This is a genomic window from Methanoculleus methanifontis (assembly GCF_030464365.1).
GTDB lineage: Archaea > Halobacteriota > Methanomicrobia > Methanomicrobiales > Methanoculleaceae > Methanoculleus > Methanoculleus methanifontis.
In genome coordinates this window covers 46,496-67,490 of sequence record NZ_VCYI01000015.1, presented here as the reverse complement: position 1 = coordinate 67,490, position 20,995 = coordinate 46,496, and the positions used below count along the sequence as shown (strand labels likewise).

Below are 20,995 nucleotides of genomic sequence, written 5' to 3'. Positions count from 1 at the left end.
TCTCCTGAACTAAAGTCTCTTGCGTGAACCCTTATCATTTGTGCGCTCCGCCCTGCCGAAGAACCGCTCGCGGGCGCCTTCGCCGTGCCAGACGTTCTCCCGGTCGACCTGGCCCTGGAGGTAGAGGGCCAGGAGGACCAGCCCGAGGCCGAGGAGTTCCCACGCTTCAGTGTATGCGGTCACGAGAAAACCAAGCAGAGCAAGCGCCGTGAAGGGAACCCCGAGGTACGCCGCCTTCCGGTAGCCGGGAAGACCGGTGCGGTAAAATATCCGCAGGTCACGGAGCCACAGGAAAACAGTGACGGCAACACCGAACCCTGCAACATAGGCAAGATAGGACATGAGATGAAGTAATATTATACTTCCACCCCTATTTTTGTTATCAAACTATGCTGCCGAATGCCACCATCAGGGACATCCTCCGGATGTATCGTAACGGTGAGATATCTGAGGACGAGGCGGCGGACACCCTCGAAGGGCTCCGCATCGAGATGATCGACGGCATAGCCCGGATCGACGCCGGGCGGAGCATCCGTTGCGGGATGCCCGAGGTGGTGCTCGCCGAGGGTAAGGAGCCGGAAGCCTTTGCAGAGATCATGCTCGCGCAGGTGAAGGCGGCGGGCCGGTGCGTCGGAACAAGGGTCTCGCCCGAGCACCTCGATACCCTGCGGGCCCGGCTGCCGCCGGATGTCCGGATGGAGCACCGGGAAGCGGCACGGGCGGTCATCCTCTCGACAGGGGACGAGCCCGTCCCACTCCGGGGCGGAACCGTCGCCATCCTCACGGCGGGGACATCAGACATCGCCGTCGCCGAAGAGGCGAAGCTGATCGCCGAGGAGATGGGGTGCGAGGTCAGGACAGCCTACGACGTCGGGGTGGCGGGGATCCACCGCCTCTTCTCGGCGCTCAAAGACCTGATTCCGGCCGACGTCTTCGTCGTAGCCGCCGGGCGGGAGGGAACGCTCCCCGCAATCGTCGCGGGGCTTGTCGACCACCCCGTAATCGGTGTTCCCGTGAGCACCGGCTACGGCTACATGGGCGGCGGGGAAGCGGCGCTTGCGAGCATGCTCCAGGCGTGTTCGGTGCTTGCGGTCGTGAACATCGACGCCGGATTCACGGCAGGCGCGTTTGCCGCGCAGATCGCACACGGGGGTAGTCGAGAATGAGCCGCGGGTTCTACGTCGGGCGGTTCCAGCCCTACCACAACGGGCACCAGTCGGTGCTGGAGCAGATGGCTTGCAGGGTTGATGAGATTGTCATCGGGATAGGGAGCGCCCAGATCTCCCACACCCTGGCGAACCCTTTCACGGCAGGAGAGCGGGTGCTTATGCTCATACGTTCACTCTCCAGCCTCAAATGCCCGTTTTACGTCATCCCGCTTGAGGATGTCCAGCGCAACGCCCTCTGGGTCGCTCATGTCCGGGCAATGACCCCGCCGTTCGATACGGTCTACTCGGCAAACCCCCTCGTCGTGCAACTCTTCACTGAGGCCGGGGTGGACGTCCGGTCACCGAACATGCATGAGCGGCTGACCCACTCCGGCACCGCCATCAGGCAGCGGATGCTTGACGGCAAAGCCTGGGAGCACCTGGTTCCCCCCGCCGTGGTGGACGTCATCCAGGAGATCCATGGCGTGGAACGGCTGCAACAGATCGCGGGGAGCGATTGATGGGCGGAACCCTGATGGGTACGCCCGTCCTAATCGGATGAGTCATGTTCAAGCAACTGCGAGACCTCTTCCGGCGAACCGAACCGGTGGAAGAGAGCCTGAAACTCTCATTTGACGCCCTTCCCGTGTGGCTTGATGCCCGCGCAGAGGAGATCGGGCACGAACTCTCCGAAGCGACGGCACCGTCCCAGGAGGCAATCCACGGCACCCTCGACCATCTCAGGGGGGCGGTCGCCCGTATGGAGACGGCCGAAGGCGATGAGGAGATCCACCCCCGGCTCCAGGATATCTCCAGAAAGGCGCTTCCCCAGTTCACGAAGTCGATGACCCAGATCCTCTCCCGCGAGCCTTCCGGCGACCCGGAGACCTTCTACGCGACCGCCGCCGAGATCCTGAAGGGCTCACTCAAGGCGCTGAAGGGGCAGGGGAAGTACCTCTCCTCCTTTTACCCAGACGAGATGAAGGAGGTGCGCGCAGCCGTCAAAGATCTGGGGCGGGAAGTCAACACGATGAACGAGCCCCTCGCCCGGGCGCGTGACGGCCGCCGGCAGGTGGAGGACGTTCGGGAGTCGCATGCAACCCTCTCCCGGATCCGCGAGGAGTATGCCGCCGCCGACAGTCAGGTCAGGGAGTACGGGGCGGCACTCGCGGAGGCGGAGAGTGCGATCCACAAGACGGAAGAAGAACTCGCGGCCCTCAAACAGCGCCCGGACTATGCCCGCAAACAGGAGATCAAGGAGAAGATCCGGGTGCTCGACGCCATGGACGAGGAGGGCGGGCGGGAGATTGCAACCCTCCAGATCACTGCCGCCCACGTCTTCCGGAAGGCCGGGAAGGTGGCGGAAAAGACAGCGGAGAGCACGATAGTCGCGTCAATCGACCGGGCACTCGACGCGTATGGGGATAATGGAAAAGACCCGGTCAAACCGACCGAAGCGGCGATGCCGGTCATTCTCGCCATGATCCAGCGCGAGGAACTCGCTCTCAAGAACCAGGACGAAATTCGTCTCTTCTCCGATGCCGAGACCCTGCCTGCCGCGATGAAGCAGGCGCTGGAGCAGCAACAGGACGTTCGGATGAAGCGGGCGGCAGAGCAGGAGGCTCTGGCCGCGCTCCCTGTGGTGGTCGAGGAGGAACGCCTTGAGGGCGCGCTCCCGGGGCTGCGCCGGGAGGCCGAGGCAAAGGCTGCCGCGAAGGAACGGGCGGAGAGCCAGCGGGAGACGTTACAGGCCTCTTACGCTACGGAAAACGAGAAAATCCGGTCGCGCACGGCTGCTCTCACCGGCCGGGATGTGGAAGTCGAGGTACCCGATCTTCTATCCCCTTGATCGGCGAGGCGCCGCTCCCGGGGATGCGACGGGTCGTCAGAGCCGGAGCTTGAGCACTCGAAGAGTGCGAAGGGAAACCCTGTTTACCCTCTGCGTATAATCATGTTACAAGGACGGTCGATGACGAAAAACAACATAACACCCGGAGTAGGGTCACTCCCCTGGATAGCAGTTCCTGCAATCGCATTTCTGGGAATCGGGATCGAGCTGCTGCTCGCATCCGTCGACTTTCCCTACGCCGTCTGGGCAGGTGTCATAGGATGCGTAATCGCCTCATGCATCCTCTGCTACCAGGCCTACCAAAAACCCCGGCGAGATCTCGTCTCGCTCTTCACGCCGCTTTTCGCGTTTCTCATCCTGGTCATACCGAATGAGATCAGTTCGGGCGGCGTAATCGTGCAGACGGTCTTCGCGGCAACGATCACCTTCCTTGCAGTTCGGGTAGAGAAAGTGTTTAACACGCCGAAACTACAGGAGAAGACAATGAAGCAGATGTTAAATGAGTATATCATCAGGCTCAAGCCGCTCCTCGCTGTTATCGACGAGGAGACCGGCCATCTGGTCGCACAGTCCCTGCTGACGTATAAGTTCGGGCTTTATGCGAACGCGATGGAGAAGAGCACGGAGGCGCTTGCCCGGCTCGACGCGATCACCCCGCGCCCCGTAACGCTGGAGCGCGCGCTCCTGATCTTCCGGGAGCGTGCCGGCGGCTTCGCCGAGTCCCGGGTGACGGCGAACCCGGAGCATGTCTTCACTGAGGAGGATTATGGCGATCTCGCCATCCACATCTCGGATGACCAGATCGAAGATTCAACCGCGCTCGACCTCGATAACGCCCTGATCTTGCTCTACGCCGTCGGTATTGAGACCTCACCCGAAGACGAGCAGGCGCTTGAGGAGCACCAGCGGTTCATCATCCAGATCCTGGAGTCATATAAAGAAAAACTGGCTGCATGAGCGAACTGACTGAGGGCGACGTCTTCCGGGGTCTGATAACGATAGCGCCGCCGATCGTCGGGAGAACGTGCTGCGAAGAGATCCTGGAAGGGCACCGATACCCCTTCTCCCCTCGCGCCCCGGACAACGTTCGAGTTCTTGCGTGATTCCAACCATGGCGATCCCCGGCACGGCGTTCCTCTTCGCCTACGGCATCCCGGGCGGATCTGCTCGGGCACGCCGGGATCCGGCTTGCGTTGATCTTGTGGACTCATCCTGCAGAGGGGCATACTTTTTTACCATGTACCGGCATGGGGCTGGAAGACAACGATAATATGAGGAGGGCGCGGGCGTCCATTGGAAGCCTGTAGGGTTACGCAGCTCCCACCTGAGGGTGCTCTTGCTCCGATCCTTCGGGCCATCGCTTTCCGGCGAAACGTCGCACCTTCCGCTCGGCCCCAAATCCCATCCACGGATTTCCACCGGACATCGCCATGAGGGGGTGGGGACAAAGGGGAGTGCAAGCGCAGCGAGCATGAGAAACTCGAAGAGTTTTGAGGGGGGAACATCCCCCCTCCCCTGAAACCCCTCGCACCTAACGGTGCTCATGGTCCTGGCCCACACCTGACGATGCTCCAGTTCCGTTCCGTTGGAACGTCGCACCCTACGGCCAGTCGCACTCACCCAATGGCGATTCCCCCACGGTCCACTATATTGGGCAGTTTCCTCGCCTGACCGCTTCGTCCGCTACCACTCGAAACTCTTTGGATTTCTCAAACTCCGGGCGTTGTTCTTCGCACCTTCCGGCAGTCGCGTTTCCAAACCGTAACGTGTACCAGGGATCAGCCGAGGAGAGCCACAACTCCCTGGAAAACGTTCAAACCGCCCGGACACCTCCCCGGGCAAAAAAATCAGAGCGAATCGAGGCTAATCCCGCTGAACTCGTCGGTCACCGCATTGATGTCTTTCACACCAAACGCTGTCTGGACGGTGACGAGTTCGAGATCGCGCGCCACATCGCACATATAATCGATGATATCGACCGAGAGTTCCCGCTTCTGTTTGGACTTGCGGAGCTGGTCCACGAGGAACGTCATCCTCTCAGGGGACTCCATCCGGAGTTTGGCGAGGCTCATCACGCACATGTAGATCCGGGTCAGGTTCCTGTCCGTTCCGGTGATGGTGTCGAAGAAGTTCCGGAGGACCTGCGCCTGGTAGACCTCGCCGCTCATGATGATCGAATATTTCTCAAATCTATATAAATGCCTATCGATTTATACCAGCACACCGGGAGTGCTGGTTCGCTCTCCGGGGGACGGGGGAGAGGCGGCCCGCCTCTCCGTCCGGGGATTCACTTCCGGACGCTGACGATCTTGATGATGTCGCCGTTCTTCAGTTCCTGGGTGTCCTTGATCCGCATCCCGGTCTTTGCATCGATGGCATACAGGAATCCCTCACCGATGTCGGTGTGAACCTGGTAGGCGAGGTCGCGGGAGGTCGACCCGCGCTTCATGAGGAACGCGTCGGGGAGAACCCTGCCCTTGCCGTCGGTGAGTTTGTGCTCATCCTCGACCGGAAAGACGACGATCCGGTCGAGGAGGTTGAAGACCGCGCCGTCCAGCGCCTTCTGAACCCCGGTACCGTCGAACTTCTGCATGAACTCCGCGACCTTCGCGAGCCCGGCACGCTGCGCGGCGCTGAGATTTGCCTCAGGGTTCTCGGTGAAACTCCGGTCGCCGGGAAGGTAGCGCACGAAATTCCCCTCTGCGGCCATCCGGATTGCAAGCTCGCCTGCCGCGCTCGTAAAGACGACGTCGTGCTTTCTGAGCGGCTCAAGGCACTCCTCCGGAGCCAGGTCGGCCTTGTTCCCGACGATCAGCATCGGCTTGCTGATCGTCATCAGCTCGTGGCAAAACCGAATCAGGTCCTCCTCCCCCGCCGTCCGGAGTTCGATCCCAACCGCCTCGGTGGCATCGCGGATGTGTTCGTAGGTGATCCCGAGGCCGGCGAAGACCTCGGCAATCGCCGCCGCGAGAGAGAAGTCCTTTGACTGGGCCTGCCGCACGAGTTTCGCCCAGTTCCGCGAGAGGATGCCGTACATCCACATCGACATCTCGTACTGGAGAAACTCGATATCTTTCACCGGGTCGCGCGAACCGACATCGATCGGGTTCCCTTCGGCATCCGTCCCCCCGCTGGCATCGACGATCTGGAGGATGGCGTCCGCCTGCCGGAGGTTGTCAAGGAACTGGTTGCCGAGCCCCCGCCCGAGGTGCGCCTCGGGAACGAGGCCCGCCACGTCGATCAGCCCAACCGGGATGAACCTGACCCCGTCCCGGCAGTTTTCGCACGGGACACACATCTCCTGGCACGGGCAGGTTGTCCGGACGTACGCGACGCCGTGGTTTGCGTCGATGGTCGTGAACGGGTAATTGGCGATCTCCGCCTGTGCAAGGGTCGCCGCCCTGAAAAACGTCGATTTCCCACAGTTTGGTTTTCCTGCAATGGCCAGTGTAATCATGAAAACTCCTACCGCACCGTTCGGTTGAGAGTAGTGTTGGGCCATCCACCATTTATCACCTTCTTTCCCCGGCGTAGCGACCCTGGCCGTGCCGTTGCAGCCCCAATCATCGGTACGGGAGATTCAATTAGGAGCAACGACAACATGACTACATGAGCTTCGTAACCCGGAATACCTACTACTTCGATGCGCCGGGTAGAGAGAACACCCACGACGCCGCCCGGTTCGCCGTCGAGCGGGCGCGGGAACTCGGCGTCAAAAAGATCGTTGTCGCGAGCAGCAGCGGCCGGACGGCGCTTGCCTTCCGGGACGCAATGGCGGGAACCGACCTTGAGCTGATCGTCGTCACCTACGTGGTCGGGTTCTCACGACCCGGCGAGTGGCAGTTCTCGCCGGAGGCGGCCGAGACCCTCCGGGCTGAGGGCGCGAAGATCGTCACCGGGACGCACGCGCTCTCCGGGCTCGAACGCGCAATATCCCGCTCACCGAAACTCGGCGGGAGTTCCCGCACGGAAGCAATCGCCGAGGCCCTGCGGCGAATCGTCGCGGTCGGCCTGAAGGTCGCGGTGGAGTGCGTCCTCATCGCGGCCGACCAGGGCGCGGTCGGCGTCGATGAAGAGGTAATCGCGGTCGGGGGCACTGCAACCGGCGCTGATACCGTCTGCGTCATCCGTCCCGCGCATACCGCAACGTTTTTCGACCTGCAGGTGCGCGAGATCGTCGCCATGCCGAGGAACCGGTGAGCATGACACTCGAATCGGTCACCGGTGCCGCCGGACTCCTCCGGCAGCACCCCGTCCTCTGGTCGGTCGGCCTCGTCATGGGCGCTCTCGCGGTTCTCAACCTCGTCATCCCCATCTACGGCGGAGCGTTCTACACAGAGCCTCTGGCACTCCTGCAGGTTCTCGTGATGCCGTTTTTAGCCGGCGGCGTCTACGGCACGATCCGGGGGGAGAACTTCTCCTTCGGCGAGTTTGTGCAGTCGGGCAAGACCTACTACTTCCGGATACTTCTGCCGGCGCTGGTTATCTTCTTCGCGGTCATCCTGACACTCTTCCTGCTCACGATACCGCTCGCGCTCCTCGGCGTCGGAGCCGCCGCGAACATGGCGGCGCTCCTCTTCGGGGTCATCCTCTCGATCGCCTTCTTCACGTTCTTCTACGACACCGTGGCTGTCTTTGAGGAGACGGGCGTCTTTGAGTCGATCCGGCGGAGCATCGAGTTCGTCATGAACAACCTCGGCAGCGTTCTCGTCTTCTACCTGATAAACATCGTCACCTTCGCGGTGCTCGGATTCGCGGGACTCTTTGCCTGGACAGCCCTGCTCGTGAACAAACTCGAACCGCTCGTCAACATGAGCCCCGACGAGCTCCAGGCGGTGATGCCGGAGGATATTCTCGCGCTCATCGGGACAGAGGGGATATGGATCACCGCAATCGTCTATGCGGTCGTGCTCGTGCTCTTCTCGGCGTTCCTCTACGCCTACAAGGCGAGTTTCTTCAAAAAACACGCTGGTGCTGTGCAGGCAGAACAGGGGGAGTACGACGAGAAGGGGCGCTGGTATAAGTACTGAACTGGCTGGACAGGAATTATACTTTTTTCTCCAGTGCCGGGTTTTGATATCTAATATCTTCTAGATTTTTCCTGCCGCATCATCTGAAACGGCTCCTCATTGTTTCCCGCACATTCTTCGTTCTGCCCTTCTGCCTGCAGGTTCCGTCCGGTGTTTCTGATGGTACGCCCATGCACGGCTTTCGAGGAGATATCGCCGTTGGGGGTGGGGCTGACGGGGAGGGGGGAGCATCCCCCCTCCCCTGTCTCTACCGCACAAAAGGACACCTGTAACCCCCACCCCGCCCGCGCTTCGCGCTCCTCCTCCGCACCTTCGGTGCTCATGCTCCGGCCCTATGGCCCCGTCGTTCCCCGCCCGCGAGGGGCGGGGGCAGTGCGTGGCGATAAGCGATGGTTCGGAGAAACGGAGCTAGAGTATCGAAGGTGCGAAGCCGATGGTAATCCGTGCAAGGGGTTGAACGATGTCTCAAAGGACAGTACTTTGCGAGACATGGCATTTTGCTCCACGATCCGCCCGGATACTTACAGTCAGCGGACTATACCCTTTAAAAACCGCACCTGCCCCCCCGCGCCCCCTCACCCGAGCATATAGATCAGCATCCCAGAGACCCCGCCCGAGAACGTAGCGACCAGGTTCGTGCCCGAGTTCCCGATCCTGCCGCTGTTCTCGAGCGTTGCGCCCACCAGGCTGTCGACATTGGTGCCGATGAACCCGGCGGCGACCGTGACGACGACCATCCAGGGGTCGGCGACGCCCATCGCCCAGGCGACGGCGGCGACGGCGGCGGATGCGATGACGGCCGCGACCTCGCCTCGCAGGGTCACCCCGCCGTTCGTCCCCCGCGGCACCGGCTTGAGCGTCGTGATCAGGTACGGCGTCTTCCCCGTGATCCCGATCTCGCTTGCGGCGGTATCGGCAGCTGCCGAGGCGACGCTGCCCATGAAGAGCGCCGCAAACGCCGCCTGGCCGGTCAGGCCGTAGAGGATGGCGGCGCCGGTCGCCACCAGGCCGTTTGCGAAGACATTGAAGTAGCCGCGCACGCCCCCGTGCTCCTGGGCGACGCCGAGCTGTTCTTTATCGCCGTAACGGTACCGGGTAGCCCCGGCACCGATGATAAAGAAGGTAAGCATGATCAGGAACCACCGGACGTCTGCGAAGACGATCAGGATGATCCCGATCATGGCACCCGAGAAGAGGCCGCTGATGTCGGCTACCCGGAAGCGGTAGGAGGTGTAACCGAACCCGAACGCTATCACGGCCGCGGCGACAAGAAGGGTCAGGTCGACCTCGAAGTTGAGTTCCTCGAAGAGGAACATGGTCATCGCAACACCGAGCGCCTCGATCATCAGGGCGTCATCACGGCCCCGGAGGGCCGCCCGGAGGAGCACCGCGACGACCACGCCCATCACGGCGACCAGCGGCGCGGCGTACTGCAGGTAGAGCATCACCGCGATCGATACGGCGATTGCAGCAACCAGGTGATGGAGGTATGCCGCGTGCCTATCACCGGTAAGCCGGAACACCACCTCCCCGATCACGACGATACCGAGCGTGCAGGTGAAGACGAACGTCGAGAGCCAGTCGAGTCCGTAGAGCACGGCAAGCGCGACGATCGAGAGTGACACGTAGCGTGTCTCTCTAATGAGGAAGAGGATGAGCGAGAACGGAACGAGGAAGAGTGTGAGCAGCCACGCTGGCTGGAGCAGGGGGGCCAGGCCTATGAAGACGAGGGTGAGGACTGATGCCAGAACCAACCCCAGCGGCTTTGTCATTCATACACAATTGGAAGTGCAGGAACAAAGCCTTTAGGGTCGAACACCTGCCGCCTTTGCGGTTTTTAACGGTGAACGGGCCGCGACGCCCCCGCCGCGGACGGCAAACCCGTGCGCAGCGCGGGATACCCGGGCGGGGAAACCCCAGCAATATATTTCACTGGAAAGAGAGAGATTATACGCTGAAAATGTCGCCGTCACATCAACTACCCAAAAACTACGATATCGAAGAAGTGGAGAGACGCTGGCAGAATACCTGGCGGGATGAGGACAACTATTTCGACCCCGCCTCGAAAAACCCCCGTTTCATCATTGACACGCCGCCGCCCTACCCTACCGGTAACTTCCATATCGGGAACGCGTTGAACTGGTGCTATATCGACTTCCTCGCGCGGTACAAACGCATGCGCGGCTACAACGTCATGTTCCCGCAGGGGTGGGACTGCCACGGCCTCCCGACCGAGGTGAAGGTCGAGGAGACCTTCGGGATCACCAAAAACGACGTACCCCGGGAGAAGTTCCGGGAGATGTGCCGCGACCTCACGCTCGGCAACATCGAGAAGATGCGGACAACCATGCGGCGGCTCGGGTTCTCGACCGACTGGAGCCACGAATACATCACCATGCTCCCGGATTACTACAAAAAGACCCAGGCGTCGTTTTTGCAGATGCTCAAAGCCGGTGACATCTACCAGAGCGAGCACCCGGTGAACTTCTGTACCCGGTGCGAGACGGCCATCGCGTTCGCCGAGGTCAACTACGCGCCCCGCACCACCAAACTCAACTACTTCGACTTCGACGGCGTCGAGATTGCCACCACCCGGCCGGAACTGCTCGCAGCCTGTGTTGCCGTGGCCGTCCATCCCGAGGATGACCGGTACCACGGGATGAAGGGGAAGAGACTGACCGTCCCGATCTTCGGTCACGATGTTCCGATCATCGAGGACGTCGCGGTCGACCCGGAGTTCGGCAGCGGCGCGGTGATGATCTGTACGTTCGGCGACAAGACAGACGTCTACTGGTGGAAACAGCACGGTCTGGATCTCCGCAAGGCTATCGACCGCCAGGGCATCATGACCGCGACCGCAGCCCCGTATGAGGGGATGACCTCGGAGGCCTGCAGGGAAGCGATCCTCACGGATATGGAGAAGGCCGGGATCCTGAAGCGGCAGGAGGAACTCGAACAGCGGGTGGGGACCTGCTGGCGGTGCAAGACCCCGATCGAGATCCTCTCGGAGCGGCAGTGGTTCGTCCGGGTTCACCAGGACGATATCCTGGATGCGGCGCGGAGGATCTCCTGGACACCGGAGCATATGTTCGCCCGGATGGAGAACTGGACGAACTCCATGGAATGGGACTGGTGCATCTCCCGGCAACGGATCTTCGCGACCCCTATTCCCGTCTGGTTCTGCACCGCGTGCGGCGAGATGGTTCTCCCGGCCGAGGAAGACCTCCCGATCGACCCGACGGTCGATATGCCGAAGAACCCCTGCCCGAAGTGCGGCGGATCGGACTTCACCGGCGAGACGGACGTGCTCGACACCTGGATGGACTCCTCGATATCGGCGCTCCATGTCACCGGGTGGGACGGAACCGATGCAAAACCTCCGTACTTCCCGGCACAGATCCGCCCCCAGGGTCACGACATCATACGGACGTGGGCGTTCTATACCATCCTCAGGGCGAAGGCGCTGGCCGGCGGCCACCCCTGGGACGAGATCCTGGTGAACGGCATGGTGCTCGGGGAAGACGGGTTCAAGATGAGCAAGAGCCGCGACAACATCATCTCCCCTGAGGAGATTGTCGGGCAGTACGGCGCGGACGCGCTCCGGCAATGGGGTGCCGGGGGTGCCGCGACCGGCTCGGACATCATGTTCAACTGGAACGACGTCGTCGCCGCGTCCCGGTTCCAGACCAAACTCTGGAACATCTTCCGGTTCGTCATGGGACACCTGGAGAAGGGGGCCGATCCCGCGGCGCCGGTGACGGAACTCACCGACCGCTGGCTGCTCGTCCGGCTCTCCGAGACCGTCGCCGAGGTCACCGCCGCGATGGAGGGGTACCAGTTCGACCGGGCGCTCAGGGCGATCCGGGAGTTTGCCTGGAACACGCTCGCCGACGACTACATCGAGGTCGCGAAAGGGCGGCTATACGCCGACGACAGCACCAGGGCCAGCGCATGCAGCGCGCTTCGAACAACGATGGATGTCCTCTGCCGCCTGCTTGCCCCGATCATCCCGCACTTCGCGGAAGAGTGCTACCACAACCTCACCGGGAGAAGCGTGCACAAAGAGGCCTGGCCGGACTTCTCATACGCCGACGACGAAGCGCGGCGCCACGGCGATCTCCTGGTGAAGACGGTCGCGGAACTCCGGCGCTACAAGCACGATAAGGGCATGGCGCTGAACGCGCCACTCGGCCACGTCATGATCTACGCACCGGAACCTGTCGACGACGCCGGCGACACCGGGCGTGCTCTCAATGCCGATTCCCGATGGAGCACCGGCACGCCGCAGCTTGAAGAGGTCGTGAGCGGTGTGGACTTCAACATGGCGGTGATCGGGCCGACGCTCAGGAAGCAGGCGCGCGGGTTCATGCAGGCCGTGGAGGCGCTCCCACCGGAACTGCTCAAGAACCCGCCTGCGATCGTCACGGTCGACGGCGAGGAGATCCCGGTGCCGGCCGATTCCTTCACGCCGAAGGTCGCCTACCGGGTGGCGGGAGAAGAGGTTGACGTCCTCACGCTCGGGGACGTCGTCGTGACGATCGGGCACCAGTCCTGATCTCGTCGGCGATGAACCGGGCAACATCTTCTTTTGGAAGGAGCGCATCGACGACGACGAACCGCGACGGGTCGGCAGCTGCAAGGTTCAGGTAGTTCTCCTGCACCCGCTCAAGGATCGCGGCGCTTTCGAAATACTCCCTCTTTTTCTCAGGATCAAGTCGTGAAACAGCGTCTTCTATTGGCAGGACCAGGAGAAATGTCCGGTCGGGCCGGATCGACCACCCCTCATGGATCCGGCGAAGCCAGGAGAGCGGGTCGGAGAGGACATCGTCGAGGACGACCGGCTGGTAGGCAAACCGCGAGTCGGCGTAGCGGTCGGAGATGACGAGCTGTCCCGTATCGAGAGCGGGCCGGATCACCGTATCGATATGCGCGGCATGGTCGGCGCAGAAGAGCAGGGCCTCGGTGATCGGATCCATCCGCTCAGCGACCGCCCGCCGCACCGATTCGCCGACCCAGGTGGCGCCGGGTTCCCGGGTGAAGAGTGGGTCAAGGTCGGCGAGCAGTTCGCGGAGACGGGCAAGAAGCGTGCTCTTGCCGCTCCCATCGATCCCTTCGATGGTGATCAGCACGGGTGTCCCCTCCGGAGCCATTCGAGCGGCACCGTGCCACGGTGAACGGCGGTTGCTATGATCGCCCCGTCAAACCCGGCATCGGCGAGGAGATGGATGTCATCGACCCCGGCGACCCCGCCCCCGTAGAGGAGGCGGCCGGGGTAGCACGCCCGCAGTTCTTCGAGTTCTTTTCGGTCGAGGCCCCGTTCCGTCCCCACGGCGCCGATGTTGAGGAGGATGCACCCCTCAAACGAGAATGCCGCCGCACGGCGGAGCATCTCCGCCGGCGGGATGCCCCAGGGGAGCACCAGACCGCCTTTAACGTCGATGCTCAGGTATCCGGTTTGGTAGGCTGCAAGATCCTCGATCGCCGTCGCGGCCGTCTCGGTGCCGACGATCGGCGTCACGCCCTCGACCGCGGCGCATTCGGCGGGCGACCGAATGCCCCGGTCGAGGTAGCACCGCTCGACCATAGCGGCGCAACGCCGGACGAGGTCGTCCTGCGGTCTCCTGCCCTCGAGAGCCTCGAAATCGGCGATGTAGAGATACCGGGGCCCGAGACCGGAGAGGTAGGCTTCCGGTTCAGCTGAAGGGGCAAGTCCCCAAGTCAGCGGCCGGTAATCGGCGCGGTTTCCGGACTTTCCGTGCACCACAAGGCCGCTTGCCAGATCAACTGCAAGAATCAGTTCCATGTCCTCAACGTAATCACTATTAGGGTGAAGGATCATTAATTTCTATGCAATTACTCGTCAGTCCAAGCAGCATTGAGGAGGCAAGAAGCTCGCTTTCCGCTGACATCATCGACGTGAAGAAACCCTCAGAAGGGTCGCTGGGCGCGAATTTTCCCTGGATCATCCGGGGAATCAAGGAAATCGCCGGCAAGAAGCCTGTTAGCGCTGCAATCGGGGACAATGAGTATAAACCGGGAACTGCAGCTCTTTCTGCATACGGTGCCGCGCACGCCGGTGCCGATTATGTCAAAGTCGGCCTGATGTTCGACGGAGAAGACCGTGCCCGCGAGGTCATCGAGGCGGTGACCACGGCGGTGAAGCGCGAGTTTCCCGAGAAATACGTCGTCATTGCAACGTATGCCGATTTTGCAAGGATAGACACGATCTCGCCACTCGCTATCAGTGCTCTGGTCGCGGACGCCGGGGCCGACGTCGCCATGATCGACACCGGTATTAAGGATGGGAAGAGTCTCTTTGAGTTCATGGACGAGGAGACACTGACCCGGTTCTCCGTGCGAAACCGGGAACTCGGGTTGCAGACGGCTCTTGCCGGTTCACTGAAGTTCGAGGACCTCGATGCCTTAAAGCGGATCAACCCCGAGATCATCGGTGTCCGGGGGATGGTCTGCGGAGGCGATCGGTCGACAGTGGTCAGGGCGGAACTGGTGGAGAAAGCAATGATGATGCTCAGGTGATGTATGTACATCGAGAAGATGCAGATGGAAACGACATTTACGTTCGACGACGTGCTTCTTGAGCCCGCCGAATCATGGGTCGAGCCTGACGAGGCCGATGTCAGGTCGCGGTTCTCGCGCAACATCCCCCTGACCATCCCCCTCGTGAGCGCCGCCATGGATACGGTGACCGAGTCAGTGATGGCGATAACCATAGCCCGCGAAGGCGGCATCGGTGTCATCCACCGGAATATGCCTGCGGATCGCGAGGTCGCCGAGGTCAGGGTCGTCAAGCAGGCCGAGGATCTGATCGAGCGCGAGGTCGTTGCGGTCGGCCCGGAGTCTACAGTCACCGACGTGGAACGGGTCATGCGGCAGTATGGTATCGGCGGCGTGCCCGTCATCGAGAACGATAAGATGATCGGCATCGTCAGCCGCAGGGACATCAGGGCGATCCTGCCCAAACGCGGCGAGGCGAAGATCACCGACTACATGACCAAGAAGCTGATCACGGCCTCCGAAGACGTCACAGCGGAGAACGCGCTCGAGACAATGTATACGAACAAAGTCGAGCGTCTTCCGGTTGTGGACGCGGAGGGGTGCCTGGTCGGCATCATCACGATGCGCGACATCCTCGAAAAGCGCCAGTATCCCCACGCGAACCGCGATGCGAACGGGAAACTCCGGGTCGCCGCCGCGGTGGGCCCCTTCGACTTCAACCGGGCGATGAGGCTCTTCGAGGCGGGCGCCGATGCCCTGGTGGTGGACTGCGCTCACGGCCACAACATGAACGTCGTCAAGGCGGTCGGCGATATCAAGGCGAGCGTCGACGTCGACGTGGTGGCCGGGAACATCGCGACGAAGCAGGCGGCCCTGGCCCTTGCCGGGACGGTCGACGGGCTGAAGGTCGGCATCGGGCCGGGCTCCATTTGCACGACGAGGATCGTCGCGGGCGTGGGCGTGCCGCAGGTCACCGCGATTGCAAACGTCGCCGAGGTGGCGCACGCGGCAGATGTGCCGGTGATCGCCGACGGCGGCATCCGCTATTCCGGGGACATCGCGAAGGCGATCGCCGCCGGCGCGGACTGTATCATGGCGGGCAGCCTCTTTGCCGGCACCGACGAAGCGCCGGGGAGGGTCACGTCGATCAAGGGCCGGCGCTACAAACAGTATCGCGGGATGGGGTCGCTCGGCGTCATGAGCAGCGGTGAATCGAGCGACCGCTACTTCCAGAAGAAGGAGTTCGGGAGAACCAAGTTCGTTCCCGAAGGCGTCGAGGGAGTCACGCCCTATGTCGGTCATGTATCGGATGTCATCTACCAGCTTGTCGGCGGCCTGAAGTCCGCCATGGGCTACACGGGCTCAAAGACGATAACGGACCTGCAGAGGAACAGCAGATTCCTCAGAATTACGCCTGCGGGGTATGGCGAGAGTCACCCGCACAACATCATGATCACCGATGAGGCACCGAACTACCGCCTCTTCGAGTGACACTTTTTTATGGTAAAATCACTAACATTTAGTAAATATGCTCGAGGGCAGTGATGTTTCCCGTCTCCTCGATATCCTGGGAAACCGGAACAGGCGGCGAATAATAGAACTGCTGCGGCAGAAACCGTGTTTTGTGACCGAGATCTCCGAGCGCCTGGTGCTCAGTCCAAAAGCGGTGATAGAGCACCTGCAGTTGATGGAGCGCGAACAGCTCCTTGTATCCTACCAGGACGAACGCAGGCGAAAGTATTACTATCTCTCGCATGACATCAATGTCATCGTAAACCTGCAGAAGCAGGACGGGGTTACGCTTCCCTCCGTTGAAGAGAACCAGAGAACACGATTTGCAAGAAACCTCGAGGCATTCAGGAGGATGGTTCGGGCTCGCGATGAACTTCTGGATAACCTCGAACAACTGGAGCGGGAGATCGAATCGAGGTTCGCTGAGATCATGCGCATGCGGGGGATCTTCATCACCGACGACGGGGACCTGGAGATCATCCTCGCGCTCTCACATGCCGACCTGCGCCTCGCGGAACTCGAGGAAGTGAGCAGCCTGTCCACGGATGAGCTGAAACAGAGACTGGTCAACCTCATACACACGGGGGTTGTCGAGCGAATCAACGACCGATACCGGATACGTGGTACACATGGCGAATAACCCATACGACGAAATGTTTCGAGACATCGCGCGGCTGATGGAAAAGATCTTGGGCGAGATGCCTCCCTACGACCCGAAGATCATCGGGTTCACTATCATCAGCGGGCTGCCCGAGGGGACTCCCTACCCCGATTTTGCCGAAGACGAGGAGAGGGAGTCCGACGTCGAGGTGGTCGAAGGGGATGACTGTATCTACATCACCGCGGAGGCGGATGCCCGGGCGGACGGTGCCCCATACGTCACGTTCCAGGAAGACTCCGTGACCCTCTGCACCGGGGGTGACGAGGAGACGGTCATCGATCTCGACTGCGAGATCGACATCCTGCACAGTTTCTACAACGTGCAGCACGGTGTGATCGATGCCGTCTGCCGCAAGAAGAGCGCGCCGGGCGAGGTCGCCCGGTCCTGAATCATCTTACTCTTTTACAGCGGGCACTATGGGGCCCTGCCCAAGATCCGGCGCTTTGCCAACCCTGACACCAGGTATGGAACAGGACGGCCGTATACCAGTTGCGACGGACAAAACGTCCGAAATTTGTCCTGACTTCGCGCTCTTCGCGAAAAGCGATAACAATTACTAGCTCCGTTTTACGTCGTCGCATGAGGCTGCATTGCTCGATGCCGAATGTCAAAATCAGTGAAGTGGTGTATCCACACCGGCATCGCGGAGCGCTTCGAGGATTGCCGCACGGACGCCGTCTGTCATCTCGTCTTCGAGAGCCCCACGAAGCAGCCCTATCGCCTCTTCGCTACCGATCGTGCCAAGCGATCGCGCGGCGCTCCGCCGAACGAACTCGTTCTCGTCGTTTCGCATCTGTCCGAGCCGCTCAACCGCCCGGGGCTCGCCGAGCAGCCCGAGCCCCTTCGCCGCCATGTAGCGGACATGATCCTTCTCATCGTCGAGAGCGGCGACGAGGGGCGCATACGCCTCGCCGTCACCGAGCAGCCCGAGGGCCTCCGCTGCACGATAGCGCACCGTCCAGTCGCCGTCCGATAGCAGGGCAATGCAAGCGGGCACGGCGGGTCTTCCAATCGCCACGAGCCCGTGCATCGCTTCCGCCCGCACCGTCTTGTTCGGGTTCGAGAGCCTTGCGATGAGAACCTGCAGGGTCCGGTTATTCGAACGTTCGTTTCCTGGTCCAGGTGGCATATGGTAGGTCATGGTTCCGTCACATCCGCGGTGTCGTGCCCCGGCGTACATCACACGTTGAGGCGGAGTTGTAATAAGTGCTTAGGGCCGCCGGGTCCGCTGCAGGCACCGTATCTTCGCGGCCCCCTTCTGCCGTCAGGTCACAAATCCAGAAGCATATGCGGCCAGACTTGCCAGAACTAAAAGACCTATCCCAAGGATGAGCGGGCCCAAAGCGTCGAATACGGGATCGCTCCTGATCCATTTTCCTAGAACATACATGACACCGGATATTGCATCAAGGTATATATATTCTATCAAGGAAATAAAATTAAATTCTCCTATATACCATTTTTTAATAACGTTGCCTGCTAGATTACAAGTTCCACGGATTATCGGCAGGTTTAATGGGGTTTTCGTGGCATCCCGGGAACACGGCACCCCCTCTTCTATGAGGGATTATCCGCTACGCTGAGGGCTGGAAAAATGAAAGAAAGTGACGCCCAGGACGGAATTCGAATCCGTGTCGACGGCGTGACAGGCCGTCATGATAGGCCACTACACTACCTGGGCACTCAATGTTCAGGGTGATCCCGCCTCCCGGATTCGAACCGGGGACATCGCGGTAGCCGCGCAGTTCGCCCGAGAGCGAAGACCATACTACAGCCGCGCACTCTACCAGTCTGAGTTAAGGCGGGTCTCTGCTCTAATAATGTTAGATAGAGTTGTTATTAAATATTTCGCAAGATTTGCGGAGACAGGCAGAACACGGACGTTATTCTTTATATACAACCTCGAATAAGAGGTATATATGAACCCTACAAACGCTGAAGCACGCAGGAACGCTGAAGCGTACTGTCTTCTTCACCGATAGCCGTGCGAACAAGAACGTCACTGTTTTCGACACCACACTGCGCGACGGTGAACAAACACCGGGCATCTCGTTCACACTCGAAGAGAAGCTCGGTATTGCAGAACAGATCTCCGGAATAGGAGTCCACGCCATCGAAGCGGGCTTTCCCGCATCCTCGGATGCCGAACGCGAGATAGTCCGGGCCATCACGAATCTCGGGCTCTCCGCACAGGTCTGCGGCCTTGCGCGGTCGCTCCGGGCCGACGTAGATGCGTGCATCGACTGCGGCGTCGACATGGTCCACGTCTTCATCCCGACCTCCGACGTCCAGCGCGAGTACACCATCCGTAAGACCCGCGAGCAGGTCCTCGAGGCCACCGGCGACATCATCGCGTATACGCGCGACCACGTCGGCCGGTGCATGTTCTCCGCAATGGACGCCACAAGGACCGACTGGGATTACCTGATAGAGGTGTACCGTGTTGCGGTGGACGCCGGAGCGACGATCATCAACGTGCCCGACACGGTCGGGGTGATCACCCCGACGGCCATGAAGCATCTCATCGAGCGGATCGACCACGAGGTGAACTGCCCGATTGATGTCCACTGTCACAACGACTTCGGGCTTGCGGTGGCGAACACCATCGCGGCGGTCGAGGCCGGCGCCTCCCAGGTGCAGGTGACGGTGAACGGCCTCGGCGAGCGGGCGGGTAACGCCGACCTCGCGCAGACGGTAATGGCGCTGTCGTCCATCTACGGTATCGATACCGGCATCCGGACGACCGGCCTCGTCGAGACCTCGCGGCTCGTCGCCCGCTACGCGGGGATGAGCATCCCAGCAACACACCCGATCGTCGGCGAGAACGCCTTTGCCCACGAGAGCGGGATCCACTCCCACGGCGTCATCACCCGGTCGGATACGTTCGAGCCGGGTATCATGACACCAGAGATGGTCGGACACCGGCGCAGGCTGAAACTCGGCAAACACGCCGGGAGGCATGCGGTCAAACAGATGCTCGCCGAGGTGCACATGGAGCCCGCCGAAGAACAGCTCGATGAGATCGTCATCCGGGTGAAGGCAATTGCCGGCAAGGGTAAGCGCGTGACGGACGCTGATCTCTACGAGATCGCGGAGAGCGTCATGCAGCTCGCACCCGATGAGAAGACCCTGGAACTGCAGGACGTCGCCATCATGACTGGCAACCACGTCATCCCGACAGCAAGTGTCAGGGCGACCGTCGACGGAGTTGAGCACACCTTCTCAAGCATCGGCAACGGCCCGGTGGACGCGGCCGTACGGGCGATCCTCGGGATCATCCCGGCCCCGGTCCAGCTGAAGGAGTTCAACATCGAGGCGATCTCCGGCGGCACCGACGCTCTCGGGCATGTCACCATCGCCGTCGAGGATGAACGGGGCCGGGCCTTCGATGCCAGCGCCTCAAGCGACGACATCATCCTCGCGTCGGTCGAGGCGGTTATCAACGCGATCAACCTCGTCTGCCGGACGCACAAACTCGACCGCGAGCAGGAGGAGTGAGCGGCTCACCCCCCACCAACTATTTTAAAACGGTCCTTGAGAGGCCCTTCACTCAATCCCCGGCAGTCACTTCGTTTTCGACAGTGGTCGACGATATGGCGTCCAACGGAGGTCTTTCTCAGGGTCGAGATGAGGACTTCGCGTGAGCCGGCAGTTGGAAAGTAAGGATGGAGTCTCACGCTGCGACACTCCAACGGAACTTGAGCACCGAAGAATTCCGACGGCTTCGCGTGAACGATATGCGAGAGCCCCGGAGAACTTCTTCGTACTGCCGGACAGTACCCAGGCGCCAATGAGAGGTAGGTAATCGCCCTCTGGCGAGAGATCTTCTTCAGAGCAAAAAAGATGGATTTCAGGGATCAGGCAGGGCCGGGAGGCTGCTGTTTACCTTCCAGCGCCCCCCTGACCTGTGAGGATAACTGCTCGAACCTGCCCTGCAGCGCCTTTTCCTGTTTCTCGAGCGACTTGACGCGGAGATCGAGCGTCTCGATGCGCTCGTTCAGGGACGCGAGCACCTGCTCCTTGCTCTTCTGCATCATGACGCTGCCGACGTTCATGAAGACCGCCGCATCCTCGGGGACGTCGGCCAGGTCCTCGACCGCGCGCCTGGCTTCGCGGATCGTCAGTTCATACTGTGCCTTCTGCGATACTACGGTCTGGAGCTGCTGCTGCATCTGCTGAAGCATCGCCAGCTGGTTCTGCACTTTTGGCGGGATGTTTTCCATATTCATCTACTCCTCGAAAGGGGTGAAGATCAGTAACGATATTTCGGGTGGTGGAC

21 protein-coding genes and 2 tRNA genes are annotated in these 20,995 nt (G+C 61.1%); 13 read left to right on the top strand and 10 right to left on the bottom strand.

What is annotated here, in order from left to right; genetic code table 11:
• Nucleotides 1–9: 9 nt before the first annotated feature.
• The gene (locus FGW20_RS11150; RefSeq protein WP_301678166.1) at nt 10–342 is read right to left on the bottom strand and encodes an ABC transporter permease; all 333 of its coding nucleotides are present in this window, start codon (nt 340–342) and stop codon (nt 10–12) included.
• Between the two features lie 47 nt (nt 343–389).
• On the opposite strand from FGW20_RS11150, the gene larB reads away from it, so the two are divergent.
• From larB to FGW20_RS11125, 5 genes are all read left to right on the top strand, one after another.
• Nucleotides 390–1,166 carry a nickel pincer cofactor biosynthesis protein LarB gene (larB, locus tag FGW20_RS11145; RefSeq protein ID WP_301678165.1) on the top strand — a complete coding sequence of 259 codons (777 nt, stop codon included), beginning with the start codon at nt 390–392 and terminating at the stop codon, nt 1,164–1,166.
• Nucleotides 1,163–1,669 (top strand): nicotinamide-nucleotide adenylyltransferase, encoded by a 507-nt coding sequence (locus FGW20_RS11140; RefSeq protein WP_301678164.1) that lies wholly within the window; start codon nt 1,163–1,165, stop codon nt 1,667–1,669. The genes larB and FGW20_RS11140 overlap by 4 nt, the downstream gene beginning before the upstream one ends.
• A gap of 44 nt (nt 1,670–1,713) precedes the next feature.
• Nucleotides 1,714–2,997: a hypothetical protein gene (locus FGW20_RS11135; RefSeq protein ID WP_301678163.1), complete on the top strand. Its 1,284-nt coding sequence runs from the start codon at nt 1,714–1,716 to the stop codon at nt 2,995–2,997.
• Nucleotides 2,998–3,117: 120 nt separating this feature from the next.
• Nucleotides 3,118–3,954 (top strand): hypothetical protein, encoded by an 837-nt coding sequence (locus FGW20_RS11130; RefSeq protein WP_301678162.1) that lies wholly within the window; start codon nt 3,118–3,120, stop codon nt 3,952–3,954.
• Nucleotides 3,951–4,100, top strand: coding sequence for a hypothetical protein (locus FGW20_RS11125; RefSeq protein WP_301678161.1), 150 nt, complete (start codon nt 3,951–3,953; stop codon nt 4,098–4,100). The genes FGW20_RS11130 and FGW20_RS11125 overlap by 4 nt, the downstream gene beginning before the upstream one ends.
• 744 nt (nt 4,101–4,844) lie before the next feature.
• Here FGW20_RS11125 and FGW20_RS11120 read toward each other — a convergent pair.
• Both FGW20_RS11120 and FGW20_RS11115 read right to left on the bottom strand, forming a co-directional pair.
• Nucleotides 4,845–5,165, bottom strand: coding sequence for a hypothetical protein (locus FGW20_RS11120; RefSeq protein ID WP_301678160.1), 321 nt, complete (start codon nt 5,163–5,165; stop codon nt 4,845–4,847).
• A gap of 119 nt (nt 5,166–5,284) precedes the next feature.
• The gene (locus tag FGW20_RS11115) at nt 5,285–6,454 is read right to left on the bottom strand and encodes a redox-regulated ATPase YchF (protein ID WP_301678159.1); all 1,170 of its coding nucleotides are present in this window, start codon (nt 6,452–6,454) and stop codon (nt 5,285–5,287) included.
• A gap of 152 nt (nt 6,455–6,606) precedes the next feature.
• Here FGW20_RS11115 and FGW20_RS11110 point away from each other — a divergent pair, with 152 nt between their 5' ends.
• Both FGW20_RS11110 and FGW20_RS11105 read left to right on the top strand, forming a co-directional pair.
• The gene (locus tag FGW20_RS11110; RefSeq protein WP_301678158.1) at nt 6,607–7,197 is read left to right on the top strand and encodes a pyruvate kinase alpha/beta domain-containing protein; all 591 of its coding nucleotides are present in this window, start codon (nt 6,607–6,609) and stop codon (nt 7,195–7,197) included.
• Between the two features lie 2 nt (nt 7,198–7,199).
• Nucleotides 7,200–8,027: a DUF7847 domain-containing protein gene (locus FGW20_RS11105; RefSeq protein ID WP_301678157.1), complete on the top strand. Its 828-nt coding sequence runs from the start codon at nt 7,200–7,202 to the stop codon at nt 8,025–8,027.
• A 575-nt stretch (nt 8,028–8,602) separates the two neighbouring features.
• On the opposite strand, the gene FGW20_RS11100 is transcribed toward FGW20_RS11105, so the two are convergent.
• Nucleotides 8,603–9,799 (bottom strand): DUF92 domain-containing protein, encoded by a 1,197-nt coding sequence (locus tag FGW20_RS11100; RefSeq protein WP_301678156.1) that lies wholly within the window; start codon nt 9,797–9,799, stop codon nt 8,603–8,605.
• Between the two features lie 188 nt (nt 9,800–9,987).
• Between FGW20_RS11100 and FGW20_RS11095 the strand changes: the two genes are divergently transcribed.
• Nucleotides 9,988–12,582 carry a valine--tRNA ligase gene (locus FGW20_RS11095; protein ID WP_301678155.1) on the top strand — a complete coding sequence of 865 codons (2,595 nt, stop codon included), beginning with the start codon at nt 9,988–9,990 and terminating at the stop codon, nt 12,580–12,582.
• Here FGW20_RS11095 and tmk read toward each other — a convergent pair.
• Complete coding sequence (gene tmk / locus FGW20_RS11090; protein WP_301678177.1) at nt 12,539–13,156, bottom strand: dTMP kinase; 618 nt, start codon at nt 13,154–13,156, stop codon at nt 12,539–12,541. The two genes, FGW20_RS11095 and tmk, sit on opposite strands and share 44 nt — an antisense overlap.
• Nucleotides 13,150–13,830, bottom strand: coding sequence for a HisA/HisF-related TIM barrel protein (locus FGW20_RS11085; protein WP_301678154.1), 681 nt, complete (start codon nt 13,828–13,830; stop codon nt 13,150–13,152). The genes tmk and FGW20_RS11085 overlap by 7 nt, the downstream gene beginning before the upstream one ends.
• A gap of 44 nt (nt 13,831–13,874) precedes the next feature.
• Here FGW20_RS11085 and FGW20_RS11080 point away from each other — a divergent pair, with 44 nt between their 5' ends.
• The 4 genes from FGW20_RS11080 to FGW20_RS11065 are packed head-to-tail and all read left to right on the top strand — an operon-like array spanning nt 13,875 to nt 17,104.
• Nucleotides 13,875–14,564, top strand: a complete 690-nt coding sequence (locus FGW20_RS11080; RefSeq protein WP_301678152.1) for a (5-formylfuran-3-yl)methyl phosphate synthase — start codon at nt 13,875–13,877, stop codon at nt 14,562–14,564.
• 3 nt (nt 14,565–14,567) lie between these two features.
• The gene (gene guaB, locus FGW20_RS11075) at nt 14,568–16,034 is read left to right on the top strand and encodes an IMP dehydrogenase (protein WP_301678150.1); all 1,467 of its coding nucleotides are present in this window, start codon (nt 14,568–14,570) and stop codon (nt 16,032–16,034) included.
• 37 nt (nt 16,035–16,071) lie between these two features.
• Entirely contained in the window at nt 16,072–16,695 is a 624-nt protein-coding gene (locus FGW20_RS11070; protein WP_301678149.1) for an ArsR/SmtB family transcription factor, read from the top strand.
• A 37-nt stretch (nt 16,696–16,732) separates the two neighbouring features.
• Nucleotides 16,733–17,104 carry a hypothetical protein gene (locus tag FGW20_RS11065; RefSeq protein WP_301678148.1) on the top strand — a complete coding sequence of 124 codons (372 nt, stop codon included), beginning with the start codon at nt 16,733–16,735 and terminating at the stop codon, nt 17,102–17,104.
• A 225-nt stretch (nt 17,105–17,329) separates the two neighbouring features.
• Here the strand turns inward: FGW20_RS11065 and FGW20_RS11060 are convergent, their stop codons facing one another.
• The 3 genes from FGW20_RS11060 to FGW20_RS11050 all read right to left on the bottom strand — a co-directional run bounded on the left by FGW20_RS11060 (nt 17,330) and on the right by FGW20_RS11050 (nt 18,522).
• On the bottom strand, nt 17,330–17,845 hold the full coding sequence (locus tag FGW20_RS11060) for a HEAT repeat domain-containing protein (RefSeq protein ID WP_301678147.1): 516 nt from the start codon (nt 17,843–17,845) through the stop codon (nt 17,330–17,332).
• 479 nt (nt 17,846–18,324) lie between these two features.
• A tRNA-Asp gene (locus FGW20_RS11055) sits at nt 18,325–18,397 on the bottom strand.
• An 18-nt stretch (nt 18,398–18,415) separates the two neighbouring features.
• Nucleotides 18,416–18,522 (bottom strand) — tRNA-Tyr (locus tag FGW20_RS11050).
• A 147-nt stretch (nt 18,523–18,669) separates the two neighbouring features.
• Here FGW20_RS11050 and FGW20_RS11045 point away from each other — a divergent pair.
• On the top strand, nt 18,670–20,214 hold the full coding sequence (locus FGW20_RS11045) for a 2-isopropylmalate synthase (RefSeq protein ID WP_301678176.1): 1,545 nt from the start codon (nt 18,670–18,672) through the stop codon (nt 20,212–20,214).
• Between the two features lie 359 nt (nt 20,215–20,573).
• Here FGW20_RS11045 and FGW20_RS11040 read toward each other — a convergent pair whose 3' ends face one another.
• Complete coding sequence (locus tag FGW20_RS11040) at nt 20,574–20,939, bottom strand: prefoldin subunit beta (protein ID WP_301678146.1); 366 nt, start codon at nt 20,937–20,939, stop codon at nt 20,574–20,576.
• Nucleotides 20,940–20,995 lie beyond the last annotated feature (56 nt).